Genomic DNA, 21,312 nt, shown 5'->3' with positions numbered 1-21,312 from the left:
CGGCGCTGCTTGCCATCACGCTTAAGCTGATCTCGATCTCGATGGCAATCGGACGGTGGTGGCAGCATTGCGCGTGTATGCCACCCTCAGAAGGGCGGCACGGCGTCAACGGAACCGTCCTGCTCGGCCATGATAACGGCCAGTTCGGCCAGAGCCAGTTCCAGCTCCGCGGCAATCTGGCGACGCTCGTCTGGGTGGCAATGGTTCATCTCGGCGCGCAGTTCTTCGATATGTTGTTCCAGTAGCATCGTCATCTCCTTGACGTTTGAGAAAGATGACGCCGCGGGGCGTGAGGAAATGACGGGGTCAGGGATCGCGTCGGCGACCGCCAGAGGCGGCGAGTGGGGTGCCGGTTTTGTTGAAGCGCAGGGAACCGGAGCGGAAGCAAAATCGGGGGGCCACGCGAAGTCCTTGAGGCCGGCATTTGCTCGCGGCACGATTGGTCACTCTGAGCAGACCCCGCCTCTCCGTATCGCGACCAGAAGAAGAAGCGGGCTAGATGCCCGGTTCCTTGTTGGTTTGAACAAGGGAAAAGCCCCGCCGTTTCCGGCAGGGCTTCGTCTTTGATCAGGCGTCGCGCTTCGGGCGGTTCCAGACCAACGTATAGTCGCCTTCCCTCTCGGTCGGCCAAAGTGCCGCATTGATCGGGGCCGGAAAGCTGGGATCGTCGAGCTTGACCGAGATGTAGGGCTCTCCGTCGCCGGAAACCTGGCTCCAGGCGGCGCCGACTTCGGCCGCTCCGGACATGATCCGGAAGTCGGGAGCGTCGCGGGATGTGCGTTCGATCGGGTTCAGGCGGGCCTTCATGGAGACCGTCAGAGTGCGTACGTGGCCGAGGATGGTGTTGCCGTTGGTGGTGAATTCGCCGATGACTGCCATTGTCGTGATCCTTTCGGTTTGATCGGGCCGCGACCATCGCGTCCTCGATGACTGTCGATTTGATCGGGGACGATCGGACCGCATCCTTAAGGGACCGGAATGCAATGGAGGGCGGCGGGAGACGGCTTTCTTGGACCGCGAGGAATGCGAACGCAGGTCGCAGGGGAAGAAAGGGGGCGATGCCGTTGCGGGAGAACGATCGAGGCGCAGCCGCTCTTCGATCAGACATGTCAAATCGAGGCCGCGTTGGCCGCGCCCACTTCCTATGCCCGAATGGATGGCAGCAATGGCCACATCGATCGTTTGGGAATTTGCCGGGCCAATGCGACAAGTCCGGGGAGCGTCGCCGAACTTTCCGTGTCGATGGCGGCTCCGGTTTTTCAATCGGGCACATGTCGCCCATGCTTGCTCGTATCCGCAAACATGACCTGTTGCTGATGCGCAACGCATTAGGGCCAGTCGCAGCAAAACTGGCTCGCGCCCGCACGGAACAAGATCGCCTTCGCTTTCCTCCCGAACGGTCAATCCGCGCTGCCCGGATTCAGATTTTGGGAGCAGTACCAAAGGACGCTCCAAAAAGAGAGGGGCGCTATTACACTGCCTCCCTCGTCGCGCAGGCATCCGCCCTTGGCTGAAGACCGTGGAGATAATTGACCGCCCGCTGCGCATGCGCGGCCGCCTGGAAAATTGCCCGTTTGTCGTTGGCCAGCACCGAGAGCCATGACTGCAGATAGGACGCGTGATCCGGCCGCGGCTCAAGTTCCGGCGCGATACCGAGGTCAGCGCAGAGGAAGCAACTGCCAAGTTCGGCAATGAGTTCTTCCCGCGCTCGCTCCGTCCGGTCCTTGGCATAGCGCGACAGGTCGCGTCCCACGCGATGTTCCGCCGCCGTCCAGTGGGTCGCCTCATGGCTGAGGACTGCCGCATACCCGGCGGCATCGCGGAAGGCTTCGAACGGTGGCATCTGGATATAGTCCATGGCCGGAGAATAGTATGCCTGGTTGCCGCCGTGCCGAATGACTGCGCCGGTATTGCGGAAGAACTCGTCGGCGTGACCGATGCGCTCGATCGGGCTCAGGAGCGGTTCGGGTACGCCATGATAGTGGTCAGGCAGGCCGTCGATCTGCGCCACGTTGAACACCGTGTACGATTTAAGGAACGGAATATCGCGCTCCACCTCGCCGCCATTGCTGTCGGTCTCCGACTTGGTGAAGCGGCTTGCATAGATGACCGTCGTTCCGGTCTCGCCCTTGCGAACAGCTCCATCCAGCTGCAAGGCCTGTTTGAACGTCATCCATGTCGGCGAGACATAGCCCCTCGCTGTGCTCTCCGACCACAACAGCAGCACGTTGAGACCGCTATAGGCTTCGCCGTTGTGGCGCAGCGGCCGGGTGATCCGTCCGGTCGTGTTTGCGGCCGACCAGGGCTTCATCCACGGACGGACGCCTTTTTCCAGATCCGCAACGATCCTGTCGGTGATCCGCGCATAGAGATCGGCGCGCGCGCCCTGCCCTTTTCTTTTCATATCCTTGAACCTCCGTTTTCGGAGGTCGCGACCATCGCGACCCCGTCACGTCGGTCAAAAGCCGGGGAGATCAGGGATGAGCGCACGCGGAACGCGCCGTAACAACGTGAAGGAGGGCGAAGCCCTTGCGCGAGACCCTCGGCCCGGCAGACCGAAGGCGGGACGGGGTCGCAATGGACAGATTCCCGATCTTCATCCGCAGCCAATGCGAGGGCTTCGCCAGCAGGACCACTTTCTGCCGCACGGTAGCCGATGGAATCTTAGCAACGGCACGGTTGAGGTTGGGACCTTCTGTCGACGCATTGAAGTCGCGTCCCGTCGTTGATCCGAAGCGGTGGCCGGCACAGGCCCTCGTGACTTCGAGCTGACGAGAACAGGACACCTTCGTCGACGTGAACAAAGGCGGGGCCGGAGCCCCGCCGTGATGGATGTTATTCGAAGGCTGACAGCTGGACTGCTGCCGCCTTGCGGTCTAGCGTCTGGCCGGGATTTTCGACCGGCCGGTCGAAGGGTTTCCATGTTTCGCCCACCACCTGCTCGTAGGCTGCGACAGCGCCGACGGCCGCCATTCTGAGCGCATGTGCCTGGATGCCCATGTCGGCTGCGAATTCGCGCTTGCGCTGGGCGGCGCTCTCATAGCCGACCGGACCGTGGAGATCCTCGTCGCGGGCATCCGCAGCGCTCTTGGCGGTGGCGTTCCGCGCCTCGGTGACGGCGCGGGAGTAGAACTGGCCGGCGCCATGGGCCGATCCGACATAGGCCCCGACGATGCGCTGCAGATGGATCTGCATCGCCCGGTCGCCAAGGCCATCGGAAAGTGCGGTGGCGGTTTCGACGATCAGGCGCTCGTGCATGCCACGGATGCCATCGCTGTCGACAATGGCGATCCCGAAGCTTTCGGCGATCCGAAGCGCCTGTGTTTCATCGGGGCATGAAAGGCGGACCATTTCGAGGGTGGCGCCTCTGCGCAGCGGCACGACGCGGGCGGATTGGCGGATTGATTGACGGGATTGGGTTGCTGACTTTGCCATGGTGGTCTCCTTTGCTTCGCCGAAGTGTCGGCCCCCTGGCCGTTCTGTCCTTCGGTGCGGTCGAAAGGAACAGGCGCAATCCGGGCGGATCAGGGCCCGGGCAGGCCAGATCGAGCGAAGCAGGCAGGCGGTCAAGCAGGGGTGACAAGCCCTTGCGAAGCCCGCGTGCCTGCTTTGTCGAGAGCGGCATGACCGGCCGCCCCGCGGCGCGACAGCGGCCTTGAACCGAACGGGCGCCGGTTCAGACGCCACGAAACCGAAGGACGGAACGGCCAGAGGCAAACCTCGGATGCCGAAGCTGAGAGGAAACCACGCTAGACCTGCGCCAGGCCGCGCCGATCCAACGTCCAAGCCGCAGCTTGCCCAGTCATCACAACCGCCGACGTCACTATCGGCTCGTGGTCCCGTTTGGCCTGAGCCACCCGGCAGATGTGCACGGGCACGCAATGATGCGATTGCATCCTCCTGTCGCGCGAGCGTTCACGAAAGTCCATCGACGGAGGAATTATGCCGCATAACCGAGACAATCGTCCGCAGTGCGCGACCAAATATGTTCCAGCTTCTCGTCGTGCGTCATCACAAGGGAGGGCCTGGATTCGCGTTCGATGACAGCGCTTTGCATGCGTTCGGGCGAGCTCTTGTCGGCCAGGTCGCAATAACCGCGGAAGTGCCAGAGGCACCCGTCGACCGGCAGAGAGAAGAGGATGCTGGTGACCAAACCGTTCGGGAATTCGCGCATGGCGAATATCCCGGCCTTGATCGAGAGCGGCGGCAGTATCTCAAACGTGTAGTCGCGGGATGCGTCGGCGATCTCGAACCATTCGCCGCTGTAGAGCGCGCTGTCGTCCCACTCCCATACATGCTCAGCCTCGTTCGGTAATGATCGCGCTGATGTGGCACCCATGGCTGCACGCCAACTCTACTGTTTTCCAAAAAAATGCTGCGGGGGCCCTCGAGGGACGCCAAGCGGCGCGGCTCCCGGGATAGCGAAAAATCACTGAAAATTCCTGCTCTTCACCTTCAGCGTATCGATATGAAGATCAGGCGTGAACATATCCCGCGGGACGACCGGCCTCGGCCGATCGCGAGAGTCCGGCCCACCGCCCCCATGGGCAAACTCATCGCCTCGCCCCGTTGGCAGCCTGAATTCGACATCCCGATCGGCCAGGCCAACGAGATCGCCTGACAGATCGAATAGTTGCTGCGCGACGAGGTGCACGACCTCCCCTTCCCGCTGAATCCGCCCATTGATTGCCATCATCGAGGATCCGAGCACCACGCTCCTGCGCTTCTCGAACAGTGACGGCCAGACGACGATGTTGGCAGGGCCTGTTTCGTCCTCGATGGTGATGAACATGACACCCTTGGCCGACCCGGGCTTCTGGCGCACCAGCACCAAACCTGCAGTATAAACCCATCGCCCATCCCGAGCATTCATCGCCTCCGCACAAGGGATGATGCTGCGTGCCGACAGGTCCCTGCGCAGGAACGCAACCGGATGCTGCCGTAGCGTCAAGCCCGTATGGCTGTAATCTTCGATGACGTTGTGCCCGTCCGTCATCTGCCGAAGGGCGACCTCCGGCTCCTGCTGCTCAGCAATTGCCGCCATCTCGCGCTCAGTCGCGGCGGCAAACAACGGCAATGGCTCATCACGCAGCGCCTTGATGGCCCAGAGCGCGTCGCGCCTCTCGAGTTTGAGCGATGGCAGAAAGGCATCGGCCTCTGCCAGCTGGACAAGGGCCTCCGTCGGCACGCTGGACCGGCGCCACATGTCATCGACGGATAAGAAAGGACTATTCATGCGTGCCGTCACGATCCGCGCTGCGTCAGCGACAGCCAGTCCCTTTACCTGCCGAAACCCAAGCCGGACAGCATGCCGATCAATGCTGCCGATCTTTTCCAGAGTGCAGTCCCAGCGCGAGCGGTTGACGCACACAGGTCGCACTTCGACGCCATGCTTGATCGCATCACCGACGATCTGGGCTGGAGCATAAAAACCCATCGGCTGACTGTTCAAAAGCGCCGCGCAAAAGACATCCGGATAATGGCATTTGATGTAGTTCGATGCATAGGCGATCAGCGCAAAAGATGCCGCGTGACTTTCCGGAAAACCGTAGCTGCCGAAACCTTCGAGCTGGGAAAAGGTCTTTTCGGCAAACTCCGCCGAATAACCGTTCTTGACCATGCCGGAGACGAGTTTTTCCTTGAAGCGGGAGACCCCGCCGGTGAACTTGAAGGTCGCCATCGACTTGCGCAGCTGGTCGGCCTCGCCACCGGTAAAACCGGCGCAGACCATGGCGACGCGCATGGCGCTCTCCTGAAACAGCGGCACTCCCAGCGTCTTGCCGAGCACGGCCTCAAGCTCGGGTGTGGGATATTCGACCGGCTCCTTGCCTTCGCGGCGGCGAAGATAGGGGTGCACCATGTCGCCCTGGATAGGACCGGGCCGGACGATCGCCACCTGCACGACCAGATCGTAGAAGGTGCGGGGTTTCAGGCGCGGCAACATCGCCATCTGAGCGCGGCTTTCGATCTGGAAGGTCCCGAGCGTATCGGCTTTTCGGATCATTGCGTAGGTGGCTGCGTCTTCCTGCTGGATCGTAGACAGATCGAGATCCTCGCCCTTATCCTCTCGGATGAGATGAAACGCCTTTGCCATGCAGGTGAGCATGCCGAGTGCGAGCACATCCACCTTCATGAACTTTAGCGCCTCGACATCGTCCTTGTCCCACTCGATGATCTGGCGGTCCTTCATCGTCGCTGGCTCGATCGGCACGAGATCGTCCAGCCGGTCATGGGTGAGGACAAAGCCGCCAGGATGCTGGCCAAGATGTCGCGGCGCCCCCATCAGCTGCTGCGCCAGTTTCAGGGTGAGCGCTAAGCGCCGGTCGTCGGGGTTGAGGTTGAGTTCCCGGATATTTCGGTCGGGCACTTCCTCCGACCAGGACCACATGCCTGATGATAGCGCCTTGATCACGTCTTCCGGCAGGCCGAGCGCCTTGCCGACATCGCGGATCGCTCCCTTGGCACGATACCGCGTAACGGTGGCGCAGAGGGCTGCCTTGTCATGTCGGTAGGTCTTGTAGATCCATTGGATGACCTCCTCGCGCCGTTCATGCTCGAAGTCGACATCGATATCCGGCGGTTCGTCGCGCTCCTGGCTGACGAAACGCTCGAACAGGAGGTCGTTGGTCGAGGGATCGATAGAGGTAATGCCGAGAATATAGCAGACGGCGCTGTTGGCCGCCGATCCCCTGCCTTGGCAGAGAATGCCCTGGCTTCTTGCAAAGCGCACGATCGAAAACACCGTCAGAAAATACGGCGCATATTTCATGGCGCGGATGAGATCGAGCTCATGCCGTACGGTTTTCAAGACGTCGGGCGGCAAGCCTTCCGGATAACGATCCGGCAGGCATTGCCAGACATAATGCTCGAGCGATCCCTGAGCATCCTTGCCCGGCACAATGGCTTCCTCCGGGTACTGGTAGGTCAGTTCCTCAAGCGAGAACTTGCAACGACGCACGATCTCCATGCTTCGTGCCAGGGCCTCCGGATAGCGCGGAAATAGGCGAGCCATTTCTTCCGGAGGCTTCAGATATCGGTCGGCATGACGCTCGCGCTCGAAGCCGACATCGTCGATCGTTGTGTTATGCCTGATGCAGGTGACGATGTCCTGCAACTGCCGCCGACCCGGCTCATGAAACAGCACGTCATTGGTGACAACGGTTTTGACCCTGAACCGTGCCGCCATGTTGGAAATCTCATGGAGCCGCATCTGGTCGTTGGGTCGCCGGCGCAGGCACAGCGATACATAGGCTCGATCACCAAAAACGTGCGCCAACTTGCGAAGCTGCGCGGCGCATGTGGTGTCCGGCAGATCCGGCACCAGAATGCCGATCATGCCTTCCGAGTAAGCCATGACATCGTCCCAGTGCAAAATGCAGTTGTTCTTGCCGCCGCGCGACTTGCCAAGCGTGATGAGCCGGGTCAGCCGCGAATATGCCGGACGATCCATCGGATAGACCAGCAACGACATACCGTCGGCGAGGTCGAGGCGACAGCCAACGACGAGGCGGAGACCCGTCGCGCGGGATGCTTCAAGGGCGCGGACGATGCCTGCGAGCGAATTACGATCGACGACGCCGATCGCACTGATCCCAAGGAGTTTTGCAGTATCAAACAACTCCTGCGCCGACGAGGCACCACGCAGAAACGAAAAATGTGTCGTGACCTGGAGCTCGGCATAGCTCATGCGAATATCCCGTGGCAGAACCAGCGGTGTGACCCGGTTTCCGGATCAATACCGTCGCCGGAGCGGAACACCCAAAGACGCTCACCGGATTCGTCCTCGATGACAAAGTAGTCGCGCACGGCGTCCATTTCGGCATCTCGCTGCCACCATTCCCCGAAAATGCGTTCCGGGCCGTCGGCACGTTTGACCTTGCGGCGTTTGCCACGCCAGACGATGGAGACTGGGGGCCGGTCCGGCATCAGCGCGATCGCCTCGATCAACTCAGGTCTCGGCAAGAGACGAACGGGGCGGCGCCAATGGCTGACCCAGGCAACGGCGATCGGTTCGGCGACGGGGCTGATGCGCTGGACAGAGCGTTCCGGCACATCGGAGGCGACCGGTGCGACGCGATAGACCCTCTGCCCCCGGTTTCCATAGAGGTCGATCAGCGGCGTGACATCGGTGACGTCATCCTCGACCAGAGCAGAGGCTTTCTGAGCCTCCTCGAGAGGCTCGGCTATCACGGCGAGCAGGATCAGCTTTTCGATTCCGAAGCCCGGCTCGATCTTTTCCGTCCGGTCCCGAAACAGTTTTGTCAGCCAGGCGACATCGCGGGCGGGCCTGGCGGTTCCGGCGCGGATGGCCTGTCTCGTGCCATCGACCTTCTCGACGATCAGGTCGGCACGGCGAACGCCAAGCCCGCGCTGCTGGAGTTCGTCAACGAGTTGGACGACTAGACGGCCAACATATTTATTGATTGTTTCCGCAGCCCCGATCGGTTCGGCGAAGGCCTTGGAGACTTCAACCAGCTCTGCCGTCCGGATGGGCTCGATCGGCTCGGCGACACGACAGAGCATCTGGTCGAGACGGCGACCGACCTCCGGACCGAAGCGCAATGTCAGCGGGGCCCGCGGGGTGTTTGCAAGCTCGCCGATTGTCTGGAAACCGAGAATGCGCAGATCAGAGACGATCTTTGACGGCAGGCGCAGAAGCGAAATCGGCAGTTTTTCGACGGCACGGGCCGTCTCGCCCGGAGGAACGACAATCGTTTCGCGATTGATTGCGCGGGCGCAAGCATGGGCAGCACCCCAGCTGTCGGCAACCGCCACGCGCGCCGTCAGTTTTCGGGCAAGAAACTGGTTGGCGATCTTCGTCACCATCGGCAGTTCACCACCCTGCAGATGATCGGCGCCTTCCGTATCCATGACGATACCATCAATCCCGTCGACGGCGACGATCGGCGAATAGATCGTCAGCGCCCAGAGCGTGATGCGCTCGAGCGCGGCTTGATCGGCTTGCGGATCTGCGTCAACCAGCATCAGGCCTCGAAACAGCGACTGCGCCTTTGCCGCCGCCATGCCGGCATGCACGCCCGCCTTTCTGGCAGCCGGATCGGCGGCAGACACCCATCGCTTCGAACCGCTTCTCGCGATCACGGCGATTGGCTGTTCAGGCGGAATAGACGGATCGGCCCGACGAATGCGATCCGTCGGCAGATCCGGAAGATAGATCGAGACGACCCTTGTCATCGCACGCCCTCACGAGAAACTCAGCACACTCACCCGCTTTCACGCGCATCAATTCCAGAAACCATTGAGGCCTGCCCACCCCCGGTACCGGCAACTCCTCTGACGGCATCACGCTGACACGCCATCGCGTGGTCGAGGCCGTCGGCTGCCCAAAGTCATTGGCCTCCGTCTGTCGCCGCCATCGGCGGACCGCGAGCGCCATGGTCCCGGTTCGCTCGGCTGCAAGCTGCAGGCGGCGGGAACTGACCATAGGCAGGCGAACAAGTTCACCAACGACGGCACCAAGTCCGCCGAAGGAAAGGCCCTCCTCCATATTGGCCAGCACATCCTCTTCCTTGTCGGATTCAACAAAGATGACGCGGTCGGGATGCAGACCCACATGGGCAAGAGCTGGAAAAAAAAGATCCGGCCGCGTCAGACACCAGATGACGGGGCCTTTTGTTCTTGCGGCAATGCCGGCAACACAAAGGGCGGCCGCTGCACCATCGACAGTACCGGAGCCACCGCCTGCAAACTCGTGCAGCGCTCCATAGGCGAGGCCCCCGCCAGGCAAGGCCGCATCGATCTCGGAAACGCCAAAAGAAAGTGTTCCGGCCCGCTTCGCGGATACCCCTTCCATCGACGCGATGCGATCTCGCAAGTCACAAATCACCCTCTGACGGGCAGCACTCATCGTTCACGGCTCCCTTCAAGGTCGTGTTCAAAGGATCGACATTATGTCGTACAGGCCATATGTTCATTGTTTGTTCTCGTAGTGCAAAAGAGTCAAGCACCACAAAGTTGAGGAATATTATCCCAGTATTAGCAAAGTCGAAGATTCGAAAAGGATTCAAGGAGGTAAGGGGAAACAGAAATTTTTGCAGCCCTTGCGTCCGTCGGGTTCAAAACGGTGGATAGCGGGAATAGATGAACGGCGTCACAATCTTCTTAAGGTTTTCGTGCTGAACTCGTTTGCATGACGAAGCCACCGAGATCAAAGCCGCTCCTTCGTGATACCGAAGCTCCGCTACGGTCAAAGCCGCGTCGGAAGCGCAATCCCGCACAGCCACAGCTGCTGTTTGATCCGATGCCCCAACGCGTCGAGCCGGCGCTCGCCCAATTGAAGGCGCACCCTCCACAAGGCGACCAATGGAGCTGGGAGCTGAAATGGGATGGCTATCGCCTCGCTATCCATATCGAGCCGACAGGGGTCCGCATCCTCACGCGTGGTGGCCATGACTGGACGCACCGGTTTCCGGCGATCGAGCAGGCTGCCCGGGCGCTTGGTCCGGCAACGATGATCATTGATGGCGAGGCGGTTGTGCTTGACGATGAAGGGCGGCCGGATTTCGGGCTGCTGCAGAAATCGTTGGGTGCGTCTGGAAAGACGGCTGGCAACCGAGCTTCGGACGCCATCCTCTACGCGTTCGATCTTATTTATCTCGACGGCCATGAGCTGCGCAACGTGGAGTACCGTTCGCGCCGGCATCTTCTCGAGGATACGCTGAAGGGGCACGACGGCGCGATCCGCCTTTCGGAAACCATTCACGCCGATCCCGCGATCCTGCTGGAACACGTTGGCAGCCTTGGCCTCGAGGGCATCGTCGGCAAGCAATTGGATCAACCCTATCGCTCCGGCCGGACCGGCGACTGGGTCAAGATCAAGTGCGTTAAGAGCGAAGCCTTCATGGTTGTTGGCTACGAGCCATCGACGACATCACCCGGCGGCTTCGGCTCTCTGGTGCTTGCTGCCTATCGCGGTGCCGAGCTCATTCATGTCGGGAATGTTGGCACGGGCTTCAGGGACGCCGAGATGACCAGGCTGCGCAAGATGCTCGACAAGCTGCGCTGGAAACGGAAGCAGTTACCTGCATCCTATGCCGATCACGCAGACATTGTCTGGGTCGAGCCGACCCTCATTGCGGAGATCGAGTTCCGGGCGTGGACGGCGGACGGCAAGCTACGCCATGCCTCCTACAAAGGCTTGCGGGAACGGCAAGACAATGCCGACGTTTACAAGCTCGACTAGCGACGCAGGCGGAACTCACCACACAACTGCATTCGGTCGCAACGGAGGAATTGCTGCCATGTGCAATCTATATCGGATGGAAGACAAGGACTGGGTCTCCAAATGGGCTCAGGACGCCGAAAGCCTGATTAACCTGATGCCAGCCTATCAGATGAACCCCGACCAAATGGGGCCGATCGTCCGCAACACGGCGGAAGGCAAGAAGCAGCTTGTGCATGCGCGATGGGGATTACCTTCCCCTCGCTTCGCCTTGGAGAAAGCGGCCAAAGCCAAGGCCGAGAAGCTCGCGGCCAAGGGCAAGCCATTTGATCTCGAGGAGCTGATCCGCATGGAGGCCGACCGCGGCACGACAAACGTGCGTAAGCTCAATTTCCCGCACTGGACGCGATGGTTCGACGTCGAACACAGATGCCTTGTCCCAGTCACCAGCTTCGCCGAACCGGATCCGGCGAGCAGAGAGGAAGGCGGCAATGTGCCCAATGCCTGGTTTGCCCGCGATGACGAGAAATCTTTGATGTTTTTTGCCGGCATCCATGTGCCGCAATGGCAAAGCGTCCGAAAGGTTCGGGACGGGCTCACGACCGACGATCTCTATGGTTTTCTGACCACAGACCCCAACGATCTCGTTAAACCGATCCATGAGAAAGCCATGCCGGTTCTGTTGCTGACGAAAGAGGACACGGACATCTGGATGCGGGCGCCGTGGGACGAGGCAAAACATCTTGTCCGCCCGCTTCAGGACGATGCGTTGATTATTTCGTCGCGAGAACCGTACGGGTCCACCGTCGTGTCGAAATCGGGCGAACCGGTTGACCAAGACTGATTTGTGTAGTGTCTGACTAGGCGGCACTGGCGCCGAGAGGCCGTGGCTGCTCGTATCCCTTTACTGGCACCTGTTACAAGGACGATAGATCGAGACGGCATTTGTGAAGAACTCTCTTAAATAGCTGCTAGCTGGACAGGTCGTGGAGATCGGTAGTGATCGCCGCACCGACTGAAAACTCCGAAAACCGGACATCCAGTCCGCCACGCTCAGGCGTACATGCAGTCAAACCAACGAAATAATGGGAAACTTTAGGAAACGGAGCAAGCCGCAGCAACGGCCAAATGCTCCCATTGGAGGATGCCTGAATACGCATCGTGCCTTCCTTCAATGTGATCCGGATATAGAAATCTTCAAGCTCCTTGAAGGGCTGGGACACTGACCAGTCGGATTTTCCATCGGTGATGACTGTGCTGAGAAACCGTTCGCCATCTGTAAACTCAACGCCTGACTTCACCCATCGATTTTCATCAATGCGCACCATAAGACCGGCCTGATCGTAGAGAGACCGGAATTCGCCTTGGACGCGGACACTCGCTGTGAAACCATCCACGACCATTACACCTAGGAAATGGCCACTGTCGCGCGTGAAGCCGTAATGTGTTTCACGCCAGAAGTCAGTGTTTGCTTCGGTGGTTAAAGAGAGACCCGTCTCGGTGGCTTCCCACACTACAGGTTTATTCAGCCACTCAGCTTCTTTGAGATTAACGTCCACGGCACTGTCTCCGGAATTGCCCTTGCATCACTGCTGGTGGGGCTATTGCCCGACTCAACGGATACCCGTGATCATAAACTCGGTAAAGTGAGTGTTGGCCTGCTGCCGGTTTCGTGGACACCAAGTTAAGGTGCTTCCAATGAAACTGGAGTGCATAAATGCAACGAAGGGAGTTCAGCCGCGAGTACAAGCTTGAGGCAGTGAAGTTGGTTAGGGAGCGTGAGGTCACACCCTCACCGAAGCGCTCGGCAAAAATCTTTCGATGGCAGTTGGTAGCACTATAGACAAAGCGCCTGACGGACAGATGCAATGCGATCCGTCGACCCGTACGCGGCAGATCACCGATCACCCGAGGGTAACGGCTATGAACTCGACGGGAAACGGTCCCGCAACGGGGACATATGGAGTCCGTTGACCCGGCGGACGCAGTGACAACGATCGCATCGGTGGCATCATGCATCGATTCAACGTTCAAACTGGCCGGGATCAGGTCGGAAGTCAAAACTGGGCTCGCATGGCGCTGATTCCACTTCGGAAATCACACCAATTGAATCCGAAACATCATCGAGAATGAGTCCGTGCCCAAAAAGATCCCCACGGCCATAGTCGCGACGCGCTGCGTGAAGGATAATGTATTGCGAAGATTGCCAGACATGTTCGTCACCGCCCCTCTGGCATAAACTATGCCACGCAAACGATTTCCGATTGCGTGGCATAGTCCTTGATTGGCGGCGGGGATATCCCCCGCCGATGCTCATGTCGTTAACCGATCGCCGATCAAAACTCCTGCCAGTCGTCCTTTGACGTATCGACAGCAGCGTTACCAGAGAATGCGGATGCAATCTTGCGGCCAAGCGCGCGTACGGGGGATGCCACGTATCTGTCGTTGCCGCCGGCATTGCGAACCGGAGCGGGCTGGCTCTTCTGCTGATAGGCGGTATCGGCAAGCTTGAACTGCGCGAGAAGCTGGTTGAGCGAAGCCACCTCCTTGGCCAGATTGTGGCTGGCGGCGTTGGTCTCTTCCACCATGGCAGCATTTTTCTGCGTGTCCTGGTCCATCTGGTTGACCGCGGTATTGATCTGCTGGAGGCCGGAGGATTGCTCCTGCGCGGATTCCACGATGGAGACGACGTGCCGGTTGATTTCCTGCACTTCCGATACGATCGTCGCCAGTGCCTTGCCGGTGTCGCCCACCAGCTGAACGCCCTGCTGCACCTGATCGTTCGAGGTGGTGATCAGCGCCTTGATTTCCTTGGCCGCATTGGCGGAGCGTTGCGCCAGCTCGCGCACTTCCTGCGCGACAACGGCAAAACCCTTGCCCGCCTCGCCCGCACGCGCGGCTTCCACGCCGGCATTCAGCGCAAGAAGGTTGGTCTGGAAGGCGATTTCGTCGATCACGCCGATGATGTTGCTGATCTCGTTGGCGGACTTGGAGATCTGCTCCATGGCGACCACGGCGCGGCGTACCACTTCGCCGGATTGTTCGGCACCTGCCTTGGCGCGGCTGACGATCAGGCCGGCCTCCTGCGCGCGCTTGGTGGAATCCTTCACTGTCGTGGTGATCTCTTCCAGAGCGGCAGCGGTTTCCTCAACGGCTGCTGCCTGCTGTTCGGTACGCTTGGCCAGATCGTCGGCGGCCGATTTGATCTCGTTTGCGCCCGCGCCGATGCCACCGGCATTCTGCGCAACCCGGGTCAATGCCGATTGCAGCTTTTCGGCGGACATGTTGAAGTCGTTACGAACGCCGTCGAGTGTCGCCGTGAACGGCTGGCCGATGCGGTAGGACACATCGCCATCCGAAAGCTTCGAAAGACCGGTCGCCAGATTGTCGACGGCAAATTTGACGTCGGCAGCTTCCTTGGCCTTCTGCTGCTCGCGCGCGATGCGTTCCTTTTCCGAAAGGCTGCGATTGGCTTCTGTTTCCTGTTCAAGGCGGATGCGCTCTATCGCACTTTCGCGGAACACCTGAACGGCAACCGCCATCTGGCCGACTTCGTCCTTGCGGTCCATGCCATCGATCTCGGCTGCCGTATCGCCGCCTGCCAGCGACACCATACGCTCCCGCAGCCGGGCAATCGGCGTTGTGATGCCACGCGAGGCCACGATAAGTGCGAGAATGATGCCGGCTGCAAAGCTGATGCCAACCACAACAAGCGAGGTCAGGATCGTGGAATTCGTCTGGTCACTCAGATCGTCGCTGCCTTTTGCAACACCCTTGGCAAGCTTGTCCAGCAAAGAGCCTATTTCGTTTCCGGCCGCGCGAATTTGCCCATCAGCCTTCAGGAGTTCCGCCGCGGACTCCTGATTACGATTAGCGGATCCAAGCTCGACGGCCTTATCAGTGGTTGCGATGATGCTCTGAGATTGTTTGAGCAGTTTGTCGATTGTTGCCGTCTCTTCCGGGAATATCGCCTTGACGTTGTTCAATCGCGAGATCAGTTCGCCTTTGTCGGTGTTATACTCGCCTTTGGCGATGGCGAAATCCGGAATGGAGGTGTCATATGCCATTACCTGATAAGCACCGTAAGCCACCGCCTGAAGATTGCGGTTGGCACGAGAAAGCTCGACAAGCGCGGCATTATCGCCGGCAATGAACTCTGAATAGAGCGTGTCCGCGTTTTTGTAACGGGCGGACATATATACTGTTGCACCCAGACCGATGATGCAGAGCGGTAGAATGAGCGACAGAATTTTGGTGCGGATACTGGCATTCTGGAGAAATGACACGGATAACCTCAGGGCATGAATACCGCTCCTTCCCCGTGCCGGAGGTGTTCGGCAAGACTGACATTGCACGTCGCGTAACCTCGATCATCAAGGCTTCGGTAGCCGCATCATCGGCTCTGATCGCAACTGCATCATGCATGCGCCGAAAAACGCCGGCCTGCCCCTTCAAATACGGGCAGGTCACCATTCCGCGGGCGAAACGACAGCCCCGCCAACAGGCGGAAACGCCGGGCCGCATTTCGCAAAACACGGACTAGAACCGATTGTTCCACGACCGTGCTTCGCTGGTTTTCTTGCGATTAGTTATAGTTAAATACTTTACAATTTCTTCATGCCCAAACGGGCGCAGGAGATACCAATATCTAAAGATCAGCGTGCGATTAGCCATCCCACCGCGGATAAGCCCGACTTGTGAGATGGTGATGCAGGCCACATTCACATATGGGCAGCGCAAGGCTTAAAGAAACCTGCGAACAAGGGCTGCACGGCGGTTACGAGTGTACGCTTCGATGAAGCTGCAGGCCCGCTCGTTTCAAACTGTTCAGCAAATGCTGCGCCATCGCGTGTCGTCAAGGACGTCGCCGCCGAATGCATCAACTCTTTGAAATCGTCCAGACCAACGTCGTCGGCGCGCATGACTGAACGGATCAGTGGATCTGCGAAAATCTCGGCGAGCGTCATCTCGTCTATCGTCTGTCTCATCTCAGTCTCCTTTCGATAATTCCTAAGCTGTGAAAGCGGGCGATTGCTTGACGGGCTCGCGCCAAGGTGTTACCGGTAAGTAACTTTTGTGATAGTTACCGATCGGTAACACGCATGTCAACACCGCTTGAGGGTAAAAATTAAACTCATGAAATCCGAGACATCTGATCGTGCTTCTGAGCAGAAAATCGCACCTCGTGACCGGATTGTGTCAACGGCCTGCCAACTGTTTCGTGAACATGGGATACGCGGCATCGGTGTTGATGCCATTGCCGAAGCCGCCTCGACCAACAAGATGACCTTATACCGACATTTTGGTTCCAAGGACGATCTTGTGTGTGAAGCGCTCAAGCACAGTTCTCGAACGCTCGATAAAGCCTGGGAAGATCTCGAAAAAGAGAACCCGGGCGACCCGAGGGCTCAACTCACGGCATGGGTTAAAGCGCGCGCACAATGTCTTTCCAGCGAGCCCTATGGATGCGATTTGGCCAATGCTGCGGTAGAGTTGAAAGAGCAAGGGCACCCTGCACATGCGATAATAGAAACGTTGAAGATGGAACAGCATTCCCGGCTTGCCGATCTTTGTCGTTCGACAGGTGTAAGCGATCCTGAACTTTTGGCTGATACGCTATCCATGCTGTTAGAGGGAGCACGCGTCAGCAAACTTGCCGCCGGCAAAGAAGGTCCGTCGATGCGGTTTACGCGTGCGTGTGAAGCTGCGATGGTCTCGTTTGGTCTAGGTGCACAGGCTTCTGCCTGATCCTGCTGGTGCAAGAAGGAAGTGCTACTGAAGGCAGTGAACGTTAACCGGGCGTCGAATAAGGCTATATGACCAGACTTGCCCGTGATCCTCTTTATCGTCGCCACCGATTTCCACCTGACGTGATTGCCCATACCGTTTAGCTCTATGTCCGGTTTCCGCTCAGTCTGCGAATGGCCGAGGATGTGCTGGCAGCTCGTGGGGTCATCGTCTCTCGTCAGACCGTGAGACTTAGGGCTGAGAAATTCGACAGGCACTTTGCCAATGAAATCCGGAAGCGATCGATCGACAAGCTCGGCGACAAATGGCTGTTGGTTATCGCACGAATATGATCCATTCTTCCATTTCGAAAAGATCCACTCTCACTTCGGAAAGATGTTTTCGGTCAATACCATAGAAGCAATGTGTTGGTACAATGCCAAATGAAAAACTGGCTTAAACCCAGCTGAAAACCGACAGCCGCAGCACAAAAAGTTGGTGCGGCACTTTACACGCACGCGCAAGCCTCTCATTAGCCCAGTAACGCAGGACGCCCAGCAATATTGTGGCTCTTGAACGGATTCGAACCGTCGTCCACGCGTCGTGGATTGGCTAAGCATCTGCGACGCAATTCACTCACACTCGCTGGCGCCGCCCTAACTTGGTTTTGCTGGCTAATCGGAATGATGCGCACCGAAAGAATGATCGACCGAACGGCGGTATAGCTAAGGTCGCCAAGTTGCGTAGAAATCAGCGCGGAGATGTAGAGGAAGGCGCTGCGGATACCGATGGCTTGTGATCGCACACCGCTTTCAAAAGCGAGATTGTCGTCGCTTGAGCAGTTTTCGAAATATCCGCATATCCTTCTCTATACTGAAGCTTCCCCATAACTGTGCTAGCGAGGACTGCATCCATTCTCTCGGCGACTGCCAATGCAGCGGCGGCCCTGTTTTTGAATGGCAAGAGAGCTTCGAGAACGTATCCATCGCCGCATGCCTTGGCGATGCACGCGATATCGAACATGTCACGTGGCTGAAGAGAGGATCCTCGATAGTGAACCTTCTTCGCGATGATTTCGCCCGGGGTCTCAAGGTCAACTTGGATTCCACGTACTGCGACACGGGATGTTGGATCGTTGGTCAGACTTGGAGCACAAATGAAGTCAATTTCACCGATGCCCGCGAACACGATTTTCAACGCATGCGTCCCGTCCGAAACATATTCATCTGGGTTCACCTGCAGGGTATAGCCCTGTGTTGTCGGGTTCAGATATGGGAGGACCTGCGGATCATCGACGAAAATGTCGATATCGAAGCTTTCACGATGGTTTATCTGGAGCATAAGGGCGGTGCCACCCCCGAAAGTCCAGCTATCGAGGAGTTTAAAAGAAGAGTTCGCCTGATTGATAATTGACGCAGCCTGGTCGAAAAGGCTTTCCCATTGGCTCATCAGGACAACCCTCAGGCGGCTAGGGCGAGGGGATATCCAGCTAGCTGCGAGAATTTCTGGGCAATCTCGGATGCTGTACCGTGGTCGATTTCCATCTCATCCAGAAACTGGTGCTGGAGCTCGGCTTTCACTTCGGAATAGAATGAGAATGCCGAAGCATCGAAATTCTCAACGCTCGCAAAATCCGAAATCTTCGAAGCGAGTTGCTCAGCCGAAAGGTTCGTCCCGTAAGGGGCGTTCACCGTCGACAGTACCTTAATCGCAACGCTAGACATCGTTATCACCACCAATTTTCAATAAGTTATGTAATACATACCCGCCAAAAACGCAAGAAACACAGCAGACGCAGGCATGCAACGGCAATTAATCCGGCTTATTCCAGTTCTTGTCACAAGAGCAGACGAAGCTGCGGCGTTTTTCTTCCCGGTGCATGTCTACTACACCGGGAAGAGGCATTTTGCGGCTCAGAGGCCGGCGCGCGCAAAACCGTGTTCAACGAGCCGGTCGATTACCTCAGGATAGCTGACGCCGCTTGCCGCCATCGCCTTCGCATACATGCTGATATCGGTGAACCCCGGAATGGTGTTCACCTCGTTGACCAAAAAAGCCATGTCCTCGGTCAGGAAGAAATCGACGCGCGCCATACCGTCGCAACCGAGCGCCCGGAAGGCGAGTGCTGCCGTCTCGCGGATCTTCATCTCAACCTCTGGCGGAAGCTCTGCCGGAACCGTCAGCGCCGCGCCATCGTCGTCGATATATTTCGCATCGTAGCTATAGAAGCCATGGCTTTCGGCCGGGATGATCTCACCCGGGCGAGAGACGAACAGGCCACCCTTGGCGTCCTCGAGCACGCTGCACTCGATCTCGCGGCCGCGGATGAATTCCTCGGCAAGCAGCTTGCGGTCATGCTTGAAGCCCTCCGCGAGCGCCGGCGCAAATTCCTGGTTGCCGGAAACCTTGCGCACGCCGACCGAAGACCCCTGACGCGCCGGCTTAACGAACATCGGCAAACCCAACGCGATCTCAAGCGTGTCGAAGGACGGCACCCGATCCGCATGCACGGTAACAGCACGCGCCACCGGTAACCCCGCCGCCCGCAGCAGCTGCTTGGCGATATCCTTGTCAAGCGCTGTCGCTGAACCCAGGATGCCGCAGCCAACCAATGGCACGCGGGCCACCTCCGCCAGTCCCTGCACGGAACCATCCTCGCCGAAAATACCATGCAGAACCGGGAACAGAATATCGATCTTCCCGGCATCGCTCATCCTGCCGCCGTCGATCGCGATCATCCGCCCACGCCCGCCGGGCACCAATGCGATTTCGGTGCCGTTTGCCGGCCTGGCGAGCACGCCATTTTCGAAATGGCTGAGCAGCACTCGCCTTCCCGCGTAACGAAGATCGGTACCGCCTCGTATTTCGAGGGCTCCAGTGCCCCCACGACATTCGTCGCCGACATGACGGAGACGTCGTGTTCGGCCGAGCGGCCGCCGAAGAGAACGGCGATGCGCGGCTTGCCGCGGGAAGATGTCATGAAAACCCCCAAAATAATCTGGTGTCTAAATAGTCTAAATAGATCTCAGAAGCTGATCGCGATGCCGCGATTGGCAAAGAAGCGGTCGAATATGGCAAGCGGTAGCAGCACATCCGCCTGGCTCGCAGCATCATGACCAGATGGATTGTGGAAACGGACCGTATCAGCCGAGGCTGCCGTCACCAGAATGAGATGCCCGCCTTTTGAGGGCGGCATGCGTTCCGGCCAGCGTATGCCGCTATTGACCGAGGCGATGAAGAACGGGCGTTCAGCGAGCAGACCGGGGATGCTCTCTGTTGCGACACCCGTCATCGTTTCTGCCGAGAGCCCGAAGCGCTCGCCCACATAGGTCACGAAGGGCGCATAGATCAGTCCCTTGATCGAAGCATCCAGCTCGTTGACGACATGGCCGCCATAGGCGGTGCAGGCACGGGCGAGAGCAAGCGTCGGATGCAGATCGCCGCGCGCTGCCAGGATCATCCTCAGGCAGGCCATGCCGCAGACATTGACCGCCCAGCGCGCGTATTCCTCGATCGTCTCGGCACACGATTGCCGCCAGAGCGGATCGCGCAGCAGCGCCGCAGATCCTTCGGCAAGCACGGGCAATGTCATCTCCGGTGTTTCCCACTGACTGAAATAAGGAACGACGCCTGATGATAAGGGCATGGCAAAAATCTCCTGAACGGTATACTCGTATACGAGGTTGCTTGGCATGATCAAGATGATTGCTGTCTCGGAGGAGGTTGGCCATGAACGATTTCGTCGCAATAAATGTTGAAACCATCCGGCCGGAGACCGTGGCGGATCGTATCGCAAGGGTTCTCAGGGAAGCGATTTCCGGTGGAGAGCTTCGCAGTGGCGTCGCGCTCCGACAAGACGAGCTGGCCGCACGATTTGGGTTCAGCCGCATGCCTGTGCGGGATGCCTTGAGGCTTCTGGAAAGCGAGGGCCTCGTAACCATTCACCCGACAAAGGGGGCCTTCGTGGCAAGAATAGATGCCAAGGAGATTGCGGAGATCTATTCCATTCGCTCGCTACTGGAGACGGAAGCCTTGCGCCTATCATATGTAGGGCTGACGACAGCCGATTTGGACAGGGCGGCAACATTTCTCGCCCAGATCGAAGCTGAGAAGGATGTGGGACGTTGGGGGACGCTGAATAAGCAGTTCCACATGACACTTTACGGCGCCTGCCAAAATGAGCGGCTCATCGGCCTTATCGCTACCCACCATGATGCAGCCGACCGCTACGTACGTGTATTGCTATCCAGCTTGGACTATGAGCAGCAATCGCAGGACGAGCACCGTGCTCTGTTAAAGGCTTGCAAAGATCGGAATATCGACGCTGCAAGTGCAATTTTGCAGCGTCATTTGCTTGAAGGAAGTCGCAAGCTCAGCACGGCCGCACAGTCGAGCTAAGGCGG

The 21,312-nt window shown here is 58.6% G+C and carries 19 protein-coding genes and 3 pseudogenes; 6 read left to right on the top strand and 16 right to left on the bottom strand.

Annotated elements, in window-relative coordinates; all coding sequences use genetic code 11:
* Positions 1 to 86: 86 nt before the first annotated feature.
* The 8 genes from G6L97_RS24545 to G6L97_RS24510 form a co-directional block, all read right to left on the bottom strand.
* A complete protein-coding gene (locus G6L97_RS24545; RefSeq protein ID WP_019565695.1) occupies positions 87 to 248 on the bottom strand; it encodes a hypothetical protein in 162 nt (53 codons plus the stop codon).
* 319 nt (positions 249 to 567) lie between these two features.
* A complete protein-coding gene (locus tag G6L97_RS24540; RefSeq protein ID WP_020811903.1) occupies positions 568 to 879 on the bottom strand; it encodes a DUF736 domain-containing protein in 312 nt (103 codons plus the stop codon).
* Positions 880 to 1,471: 592 nt separating this feature from the next.
* Positions 1,472 to 2,404, bottom strand: a complete 933-nt coding sequence (locus G6L97_RS24535) for an ArdC family protein (protein WP_035200992.1) — start codon at positions 2,402 to 2,404, stop codon at positions 1,472 to 1,474.
* A 431-nt stretch (positions 2,405 to 2,835) separates the two neighbouring features.
* Positions 2,836 to 3,435: a hypothetical protein gene (locus G6L97_RS24530; RefSeq protein ID WP_035200993.1), complete on the bottom strand. Its 600-nt coding sequence runs from the start codon at positions 3,433 to 3,435 to the stop codon at positions 2,836 to 2,838.
* Between the two features lie 505 nt (positions 3,436 to 3,940).
* Entirely contained in the window at positions 3,941 to 4,339 is a 399-nt protein-coding gene (locus G6L97_RS24525; RefSeq protein WP_035200994.1) for a DUF1419 domain-containing protein, read from the bottom strand.
* Positions 4,340 to 4,429: 90 nt separating this feature from the next.
* Complete coding sequence (locus G6L97_RS24520; RefSeq protein WP_174004151.1) at positions 4,430 to 7,687, bottom strand: error-prone DNA polymerase; 3,258 nt, start codon at positions 7,685 to 7,687, stop codon at positions 4,430 to 4,432.
* Positions 7,684 to 9,195, bottom strand: coding sequence for a Y-family DNA polymerase (locus G6L97_RS24515; RefSeq protein WP_174004153.1), 1,512 nt, complete (start codon positions 9,193 to 9,195; stop codon positions 7,684 to 7,686). Before G6L97_RS24515 ends, G6L97_RS24520 begins: the two co-directional genes overlap by 4 nt.
* The gene (locus tag G6L97_RS24510; protein WP_035200997.1) at positions 9,116 to 9,868 is read right to left on the bottom strand and encodes an ImuA family protein; all 753 of its coding nucleotides are present in this window, start codon (positions 9,866 to 9,868) and stop codon (positions 9,116 to 9,118) included. Before G6L97_RS24510 ends, G6L97_RS24515 begins: the two co-directional genes overlap by 80 nt.
* Positions 9,869 to 10,150: 282 nt before the next feature.
* Here G6L97_RS24510 and ligD point away from each other — a divergent pair, with 282 nt between their 5' ends.
* Positions 10,151 to 11,203 carry a non-homologous end-joining DNA ligase gene (gene ligD / locus G6L97_RS24505; protein WP_174004155.1) on the top strand — a complete coding sequence of 351 codons (1,053 nt, stop codon included), beginning with the start codon at positions 10,151 to 10,153 and terminating at the stop codon, positions 11,201 to 11,203.
* A 58-nt stretch (positions 11,204 to 11,261) separates the two neighbouring features.
* On the top strand, positions 11,262 to 12,026 hold the full coding sequence (locus tag G6L97_RS24500; RefSeq protein WP_145167140.1) for an SOS response-associated peptidase family protein: 765 nt from the start codon (positions 11,262 to 11,264) through the stop codon (positions 12,024 to 12,026).
* A gap of 127 nt (positions 12,027 to 12,153) precedes the next feature.
* Here G6L97_RS24500 and G6L97_RS24495 read toward each other — a convergent pair whose 3' ends face one another.
* From G6L97_RS24495 to G6L97_RS24490, 3 genes and pseudogenes are all read right to left on the bottom strand, one after another.
* Complete coding sequence (locus G6L97_RS24495) at positions 12,154 to 12,741, bottom strand: DUF1349 domain-containing protein (protein WP_065687550.1); 588 nt, start codon at positions 12,739 to 12,741, stop codon at positions 12,154 to 12,156.
* Positions 12,742 to 13,081: 340 nt separating this feature from the next.
* A pseudogene (locus tag G6L97_RS28260) lies at positions 13,082 to 13,201 on the bottom strand (hypothetical protein); the annotation flags it as partial.
* 317 nt (positions 13,202 to 13,518) lie between these two features.
* On the bottom strand, positions 13,519 to 15,468 hold the full coding sequence (locus G6L97_RS24490) for a methyl-accepting chemotaxis protein (RefSeq protein ID WP_174068950.1): 1,950 nt from the start codon (positions 15,466 to 15,468) through the stop codon (positions 13,519 to 13,521).
* On the opposite strand from G6L97_RS24490, the gene G6L97_RS24485 reads away from it, so the two are divergent.
* Entirely contained in the window at positions 15,462 to 15,725 is a 264-nt protein-coding gene (locus tag G6L97_RS24485; RefSeq protein ID WP_272438519.1) for a hypothetical protein, read from the top strand. The genes G6L97_RS24490 and G6L97_RS24485 overlap by 7 nt on opposite strands.
* A gap of 178 nt (positions 15,726 to 15,903) precedes the next feature.
* Here G6L97_RS24485 and G6L97_RS24480 read toward each other — a convergent pair whose 3' ends face one another.
* On the bottom strand, positions 15,904 to 16,170 hold the full coding sequence (locus G6L97_RS24480; RefSeq protein WP_080802594.1) for a hypothetical protein: 267 nt from the start codon (positions 16,168 to 16,170) through the stop codon (positions 15,904 to 15,906).
* Between the two features lie 148 nt (positions 16,171 to 16,318).
* Here G6L97_RS24480 and G6L97_RS24475 point away from each other — a divergent pair, with 148 nt between their 5' ends.
* Positions 16,319 to 16,930: a TetR/AcrR family transcriptional regulator gene (locus tag G6L97_RS24475; RefSeq protein ID WP_065658907.1), complete on the top strand. Its 612-nt coding sequence runs from the start codon at positions 16,319 to 16,321 to the stop codon at positions 16,928 to 16,930.
* 68 nt (positions 16,931 to 16,998) lie between these two features.
* Positions 16,999 to 17,244 (top strand): annotated as a pseudogene (locus G6L97_RS24470) (IS6 family transposase); the annotation flags it as partial.
* 415 nt (positions 17,245 to 17,659) lie between these two features.
* Here G6L97_RS24470 and G6L97_RS24465 read toward each other — a convergent pair.
* The 4 genes and pseudogenes from G6L97_RS24465 to G6L97_RS24450 all read right to left on the bottom strand — a co-directional run bounded on the left by G6L97_RS24465 (position 17,660) and on the right by G6L97_RS24450 (position 20,555).
* Positions 17,660 to 18,358, bottom strand: coding sequence for a nucleotidyl transferase AbiEii/AbiGii toxin family protein (locus tag G6L97_RS24465; RefSeq protein ID WP_112650653.1), 699 nt, complete (start codon positions 18,356 to 18,358; stop codon positions 17,660 to 17,662).
* Positions 18,359 to 18,369: 11 nt separating this feature from the next.
* Positions 18,370 to 18,633 carry a hypothetical protein gene (locus G6L97_RS24460; protein ID WP_013637284.1) on the bottom strand — a complete coding sequence of 88 codons (264 nt, stop codon included), beginning with the start codon at positions 18,631 to 18,633 and terminating at the stop codon, positions 18,370 to 18,372.
* A gap of 189 nt (positions 18,634 to 18,822) precedes the next feature.
* A pseudogene (locus tag G6L97_RS24455) lies at positions 18,823 to 19,889 on the bottom strand (D-alanine--D-alanine ligase family protein).
* A gap of 45 nt (positions 19,890 to 19,934) precedes the next feature.
* Complete coding sequence (locus G6L97_RS24450) at positions 19,935 to 20,555, bottom strand: C39 family peptidase (protein WP_174004029.1); 621 nt, start codon at positions 20,553 to 20,555, stop codon at positions 19,935 to 19,937.
* A gap of 83 nt (positions 20,556 to 20,638) precedes the next feature.
* Here G6L97_RS24450 and G6L97_RS24445 point away from each other — a divergent pair, with 83 nt between their 5' ends.
* Positions 20,639 to 21,307 (top strand): GntR family transcriptional regulator, encoded by a 669-nt coding sequence (locus G6L97_RS24445; RefSeq protein WP_174004027.1) that lies wholly within the window; start codon positions 20,639 to 20,641, stop codon positions 21,305 to 21,307.
* The last annotated feature ends 5 nt before the right edge of the window (positions 21,308 to 21,312 follow it).

The sequence above is a fragment of the Agrobacterium tumefaciens genome, assembly GCF_013318015.2.
Lineage (GTDB): Bacteria > Pseudomonadota > Alphaproteobacteria > Rhizobiales > Rhizobiaceae > Agrobacterium > Agrobacterium tumefaciens.
The sequence above is the reverse complement of the archived record's forward strand: the minus strand, read 5'-3'. Positions and strand labels throughout refer to the sequence as shown.

Excerpts from the sequence above, each read along its gene's own strand:
- G6L97_RS24515 (WP_174004153.1), bottom strand. The coding sequence starts at position 9,195 with ATGACAAGGGTCGTCTCGATCTATCTTCCGGATCTGCCGACGGATCGC.
- G6L97_RS24525 (WP_035200994.1), bottom strand. The coding sequence starts at position 4,339 with ATGGGTGCCACATCAGCGCGATCATTACCGAACGAGGCTGAGCATGTA.
- G6L97_RS24545 (WP_019565695.1), bottom strand. The coding sequence starts at position 248 with ATGCTACTGGAACAACATATCGAAGAACTGCGCGCCGAGATGAACCAT.
- ligD (WP_174004155.1), top strand. The coding sequence starts at position 10,151 with ATGACGAAGCCACCGAGATCAAAGCCGCTCCTTCGTGATACCGAAGCT.
- G6L97_RS24450 (WP_174004029.1), bottom strand. The coding sequence starts at position 20,555 with ATGCCCTTATCATCAGGCGTCGTTCCTTATTTCAGTCAGTGGGAAACA.
- G6L97_RS24535 (WP_035200992.1), bottom strand. The coding sequence starts at position 2,404 with ATGAAAAGAAAAGGGCAGGGCGCGCGCGCCGATCTCTATGCGCGGATC.
- G6L97_RS24475 (WP_065658907.1), top strand. The coding sequence starts at position 16,319 with ATGAAATCCGAGACATCTGATCGTGCTTCTGAGCAGAAAATCGCACCT.
- G6L97_RS24540 (WP_020811903.1), bottom strand. The coding sequence starts at position 879 with ATGGCAGTCATCGGCGAATTCACCACCAACGGCAACACCATCCTCGGC.
- G6L97_RS24530 (WP_035200993.1), bottom strand. The coding sequence starts at position 3,435 with ATGGCAAAGTCAGCAACCCAATCCCGTCAATCAATCCGCCAATCCGCC.
- G6L97_RS24460 (WP_013637284.1), bottom strand. The coding sequence starts at position 18,633 with ATGTCTAGCGTTGCGATTAAGGTACTGTCGACGGTGAACGCCCCTTAC.
- G6L97_RS24480 (WP_080802594.1), bottom strand. The coding sequence starts at position 16,170 with ATGAGACAGACGATAGACGAGATGACGCTCGCCGAGATTTTCGCAGAT.
- G6L97_RS24445 (WP_174004027.1), top strand. The coding sequence starts at position 20,639 with ATGAACGATTTCGTCGCAATAAATGTTGAAACCATCCGGCCGGAGACC.
- G6L97_RS24465 (WP_112650653.1), bottom strand. The coding sequence starts at position 18,358 with ATGAGCCAATGGGAAAGCCTTTTCGACCAGGCTGCGTCAATTATCAAT.
- G6L97_RS24510 (WP_035200997.1), bottom strand. The coding sequence starts at position 9,868 with ATGAGTGCTGCCCGTCAGAGGGTGATTTGTGACTTGCGAGATCGCATC.
- G6L97_RS24500 (WP_145167140.1), top strand. The coding sequence starts at position 11,262 with ATGTGCAATCTATATCGGATGGAAGACAAGGACTGGGTCTCCAAATGG.
- G6L97_RS24485 (WP_272438519.1), top strand. The coding sequence starts at position 15,462 with ATGACACGGATAACCTCAGGGCATGAATACCGCTCCTTCCCCGTGCCG.
- G6L97_RS24520 (WP_174004151.1), bottom strand. The coding sequence starts at position 7,687 with ATGAGCTATGCCGAGCTCCAGGTCACGACACATTTTTCGTTTCTGCGT.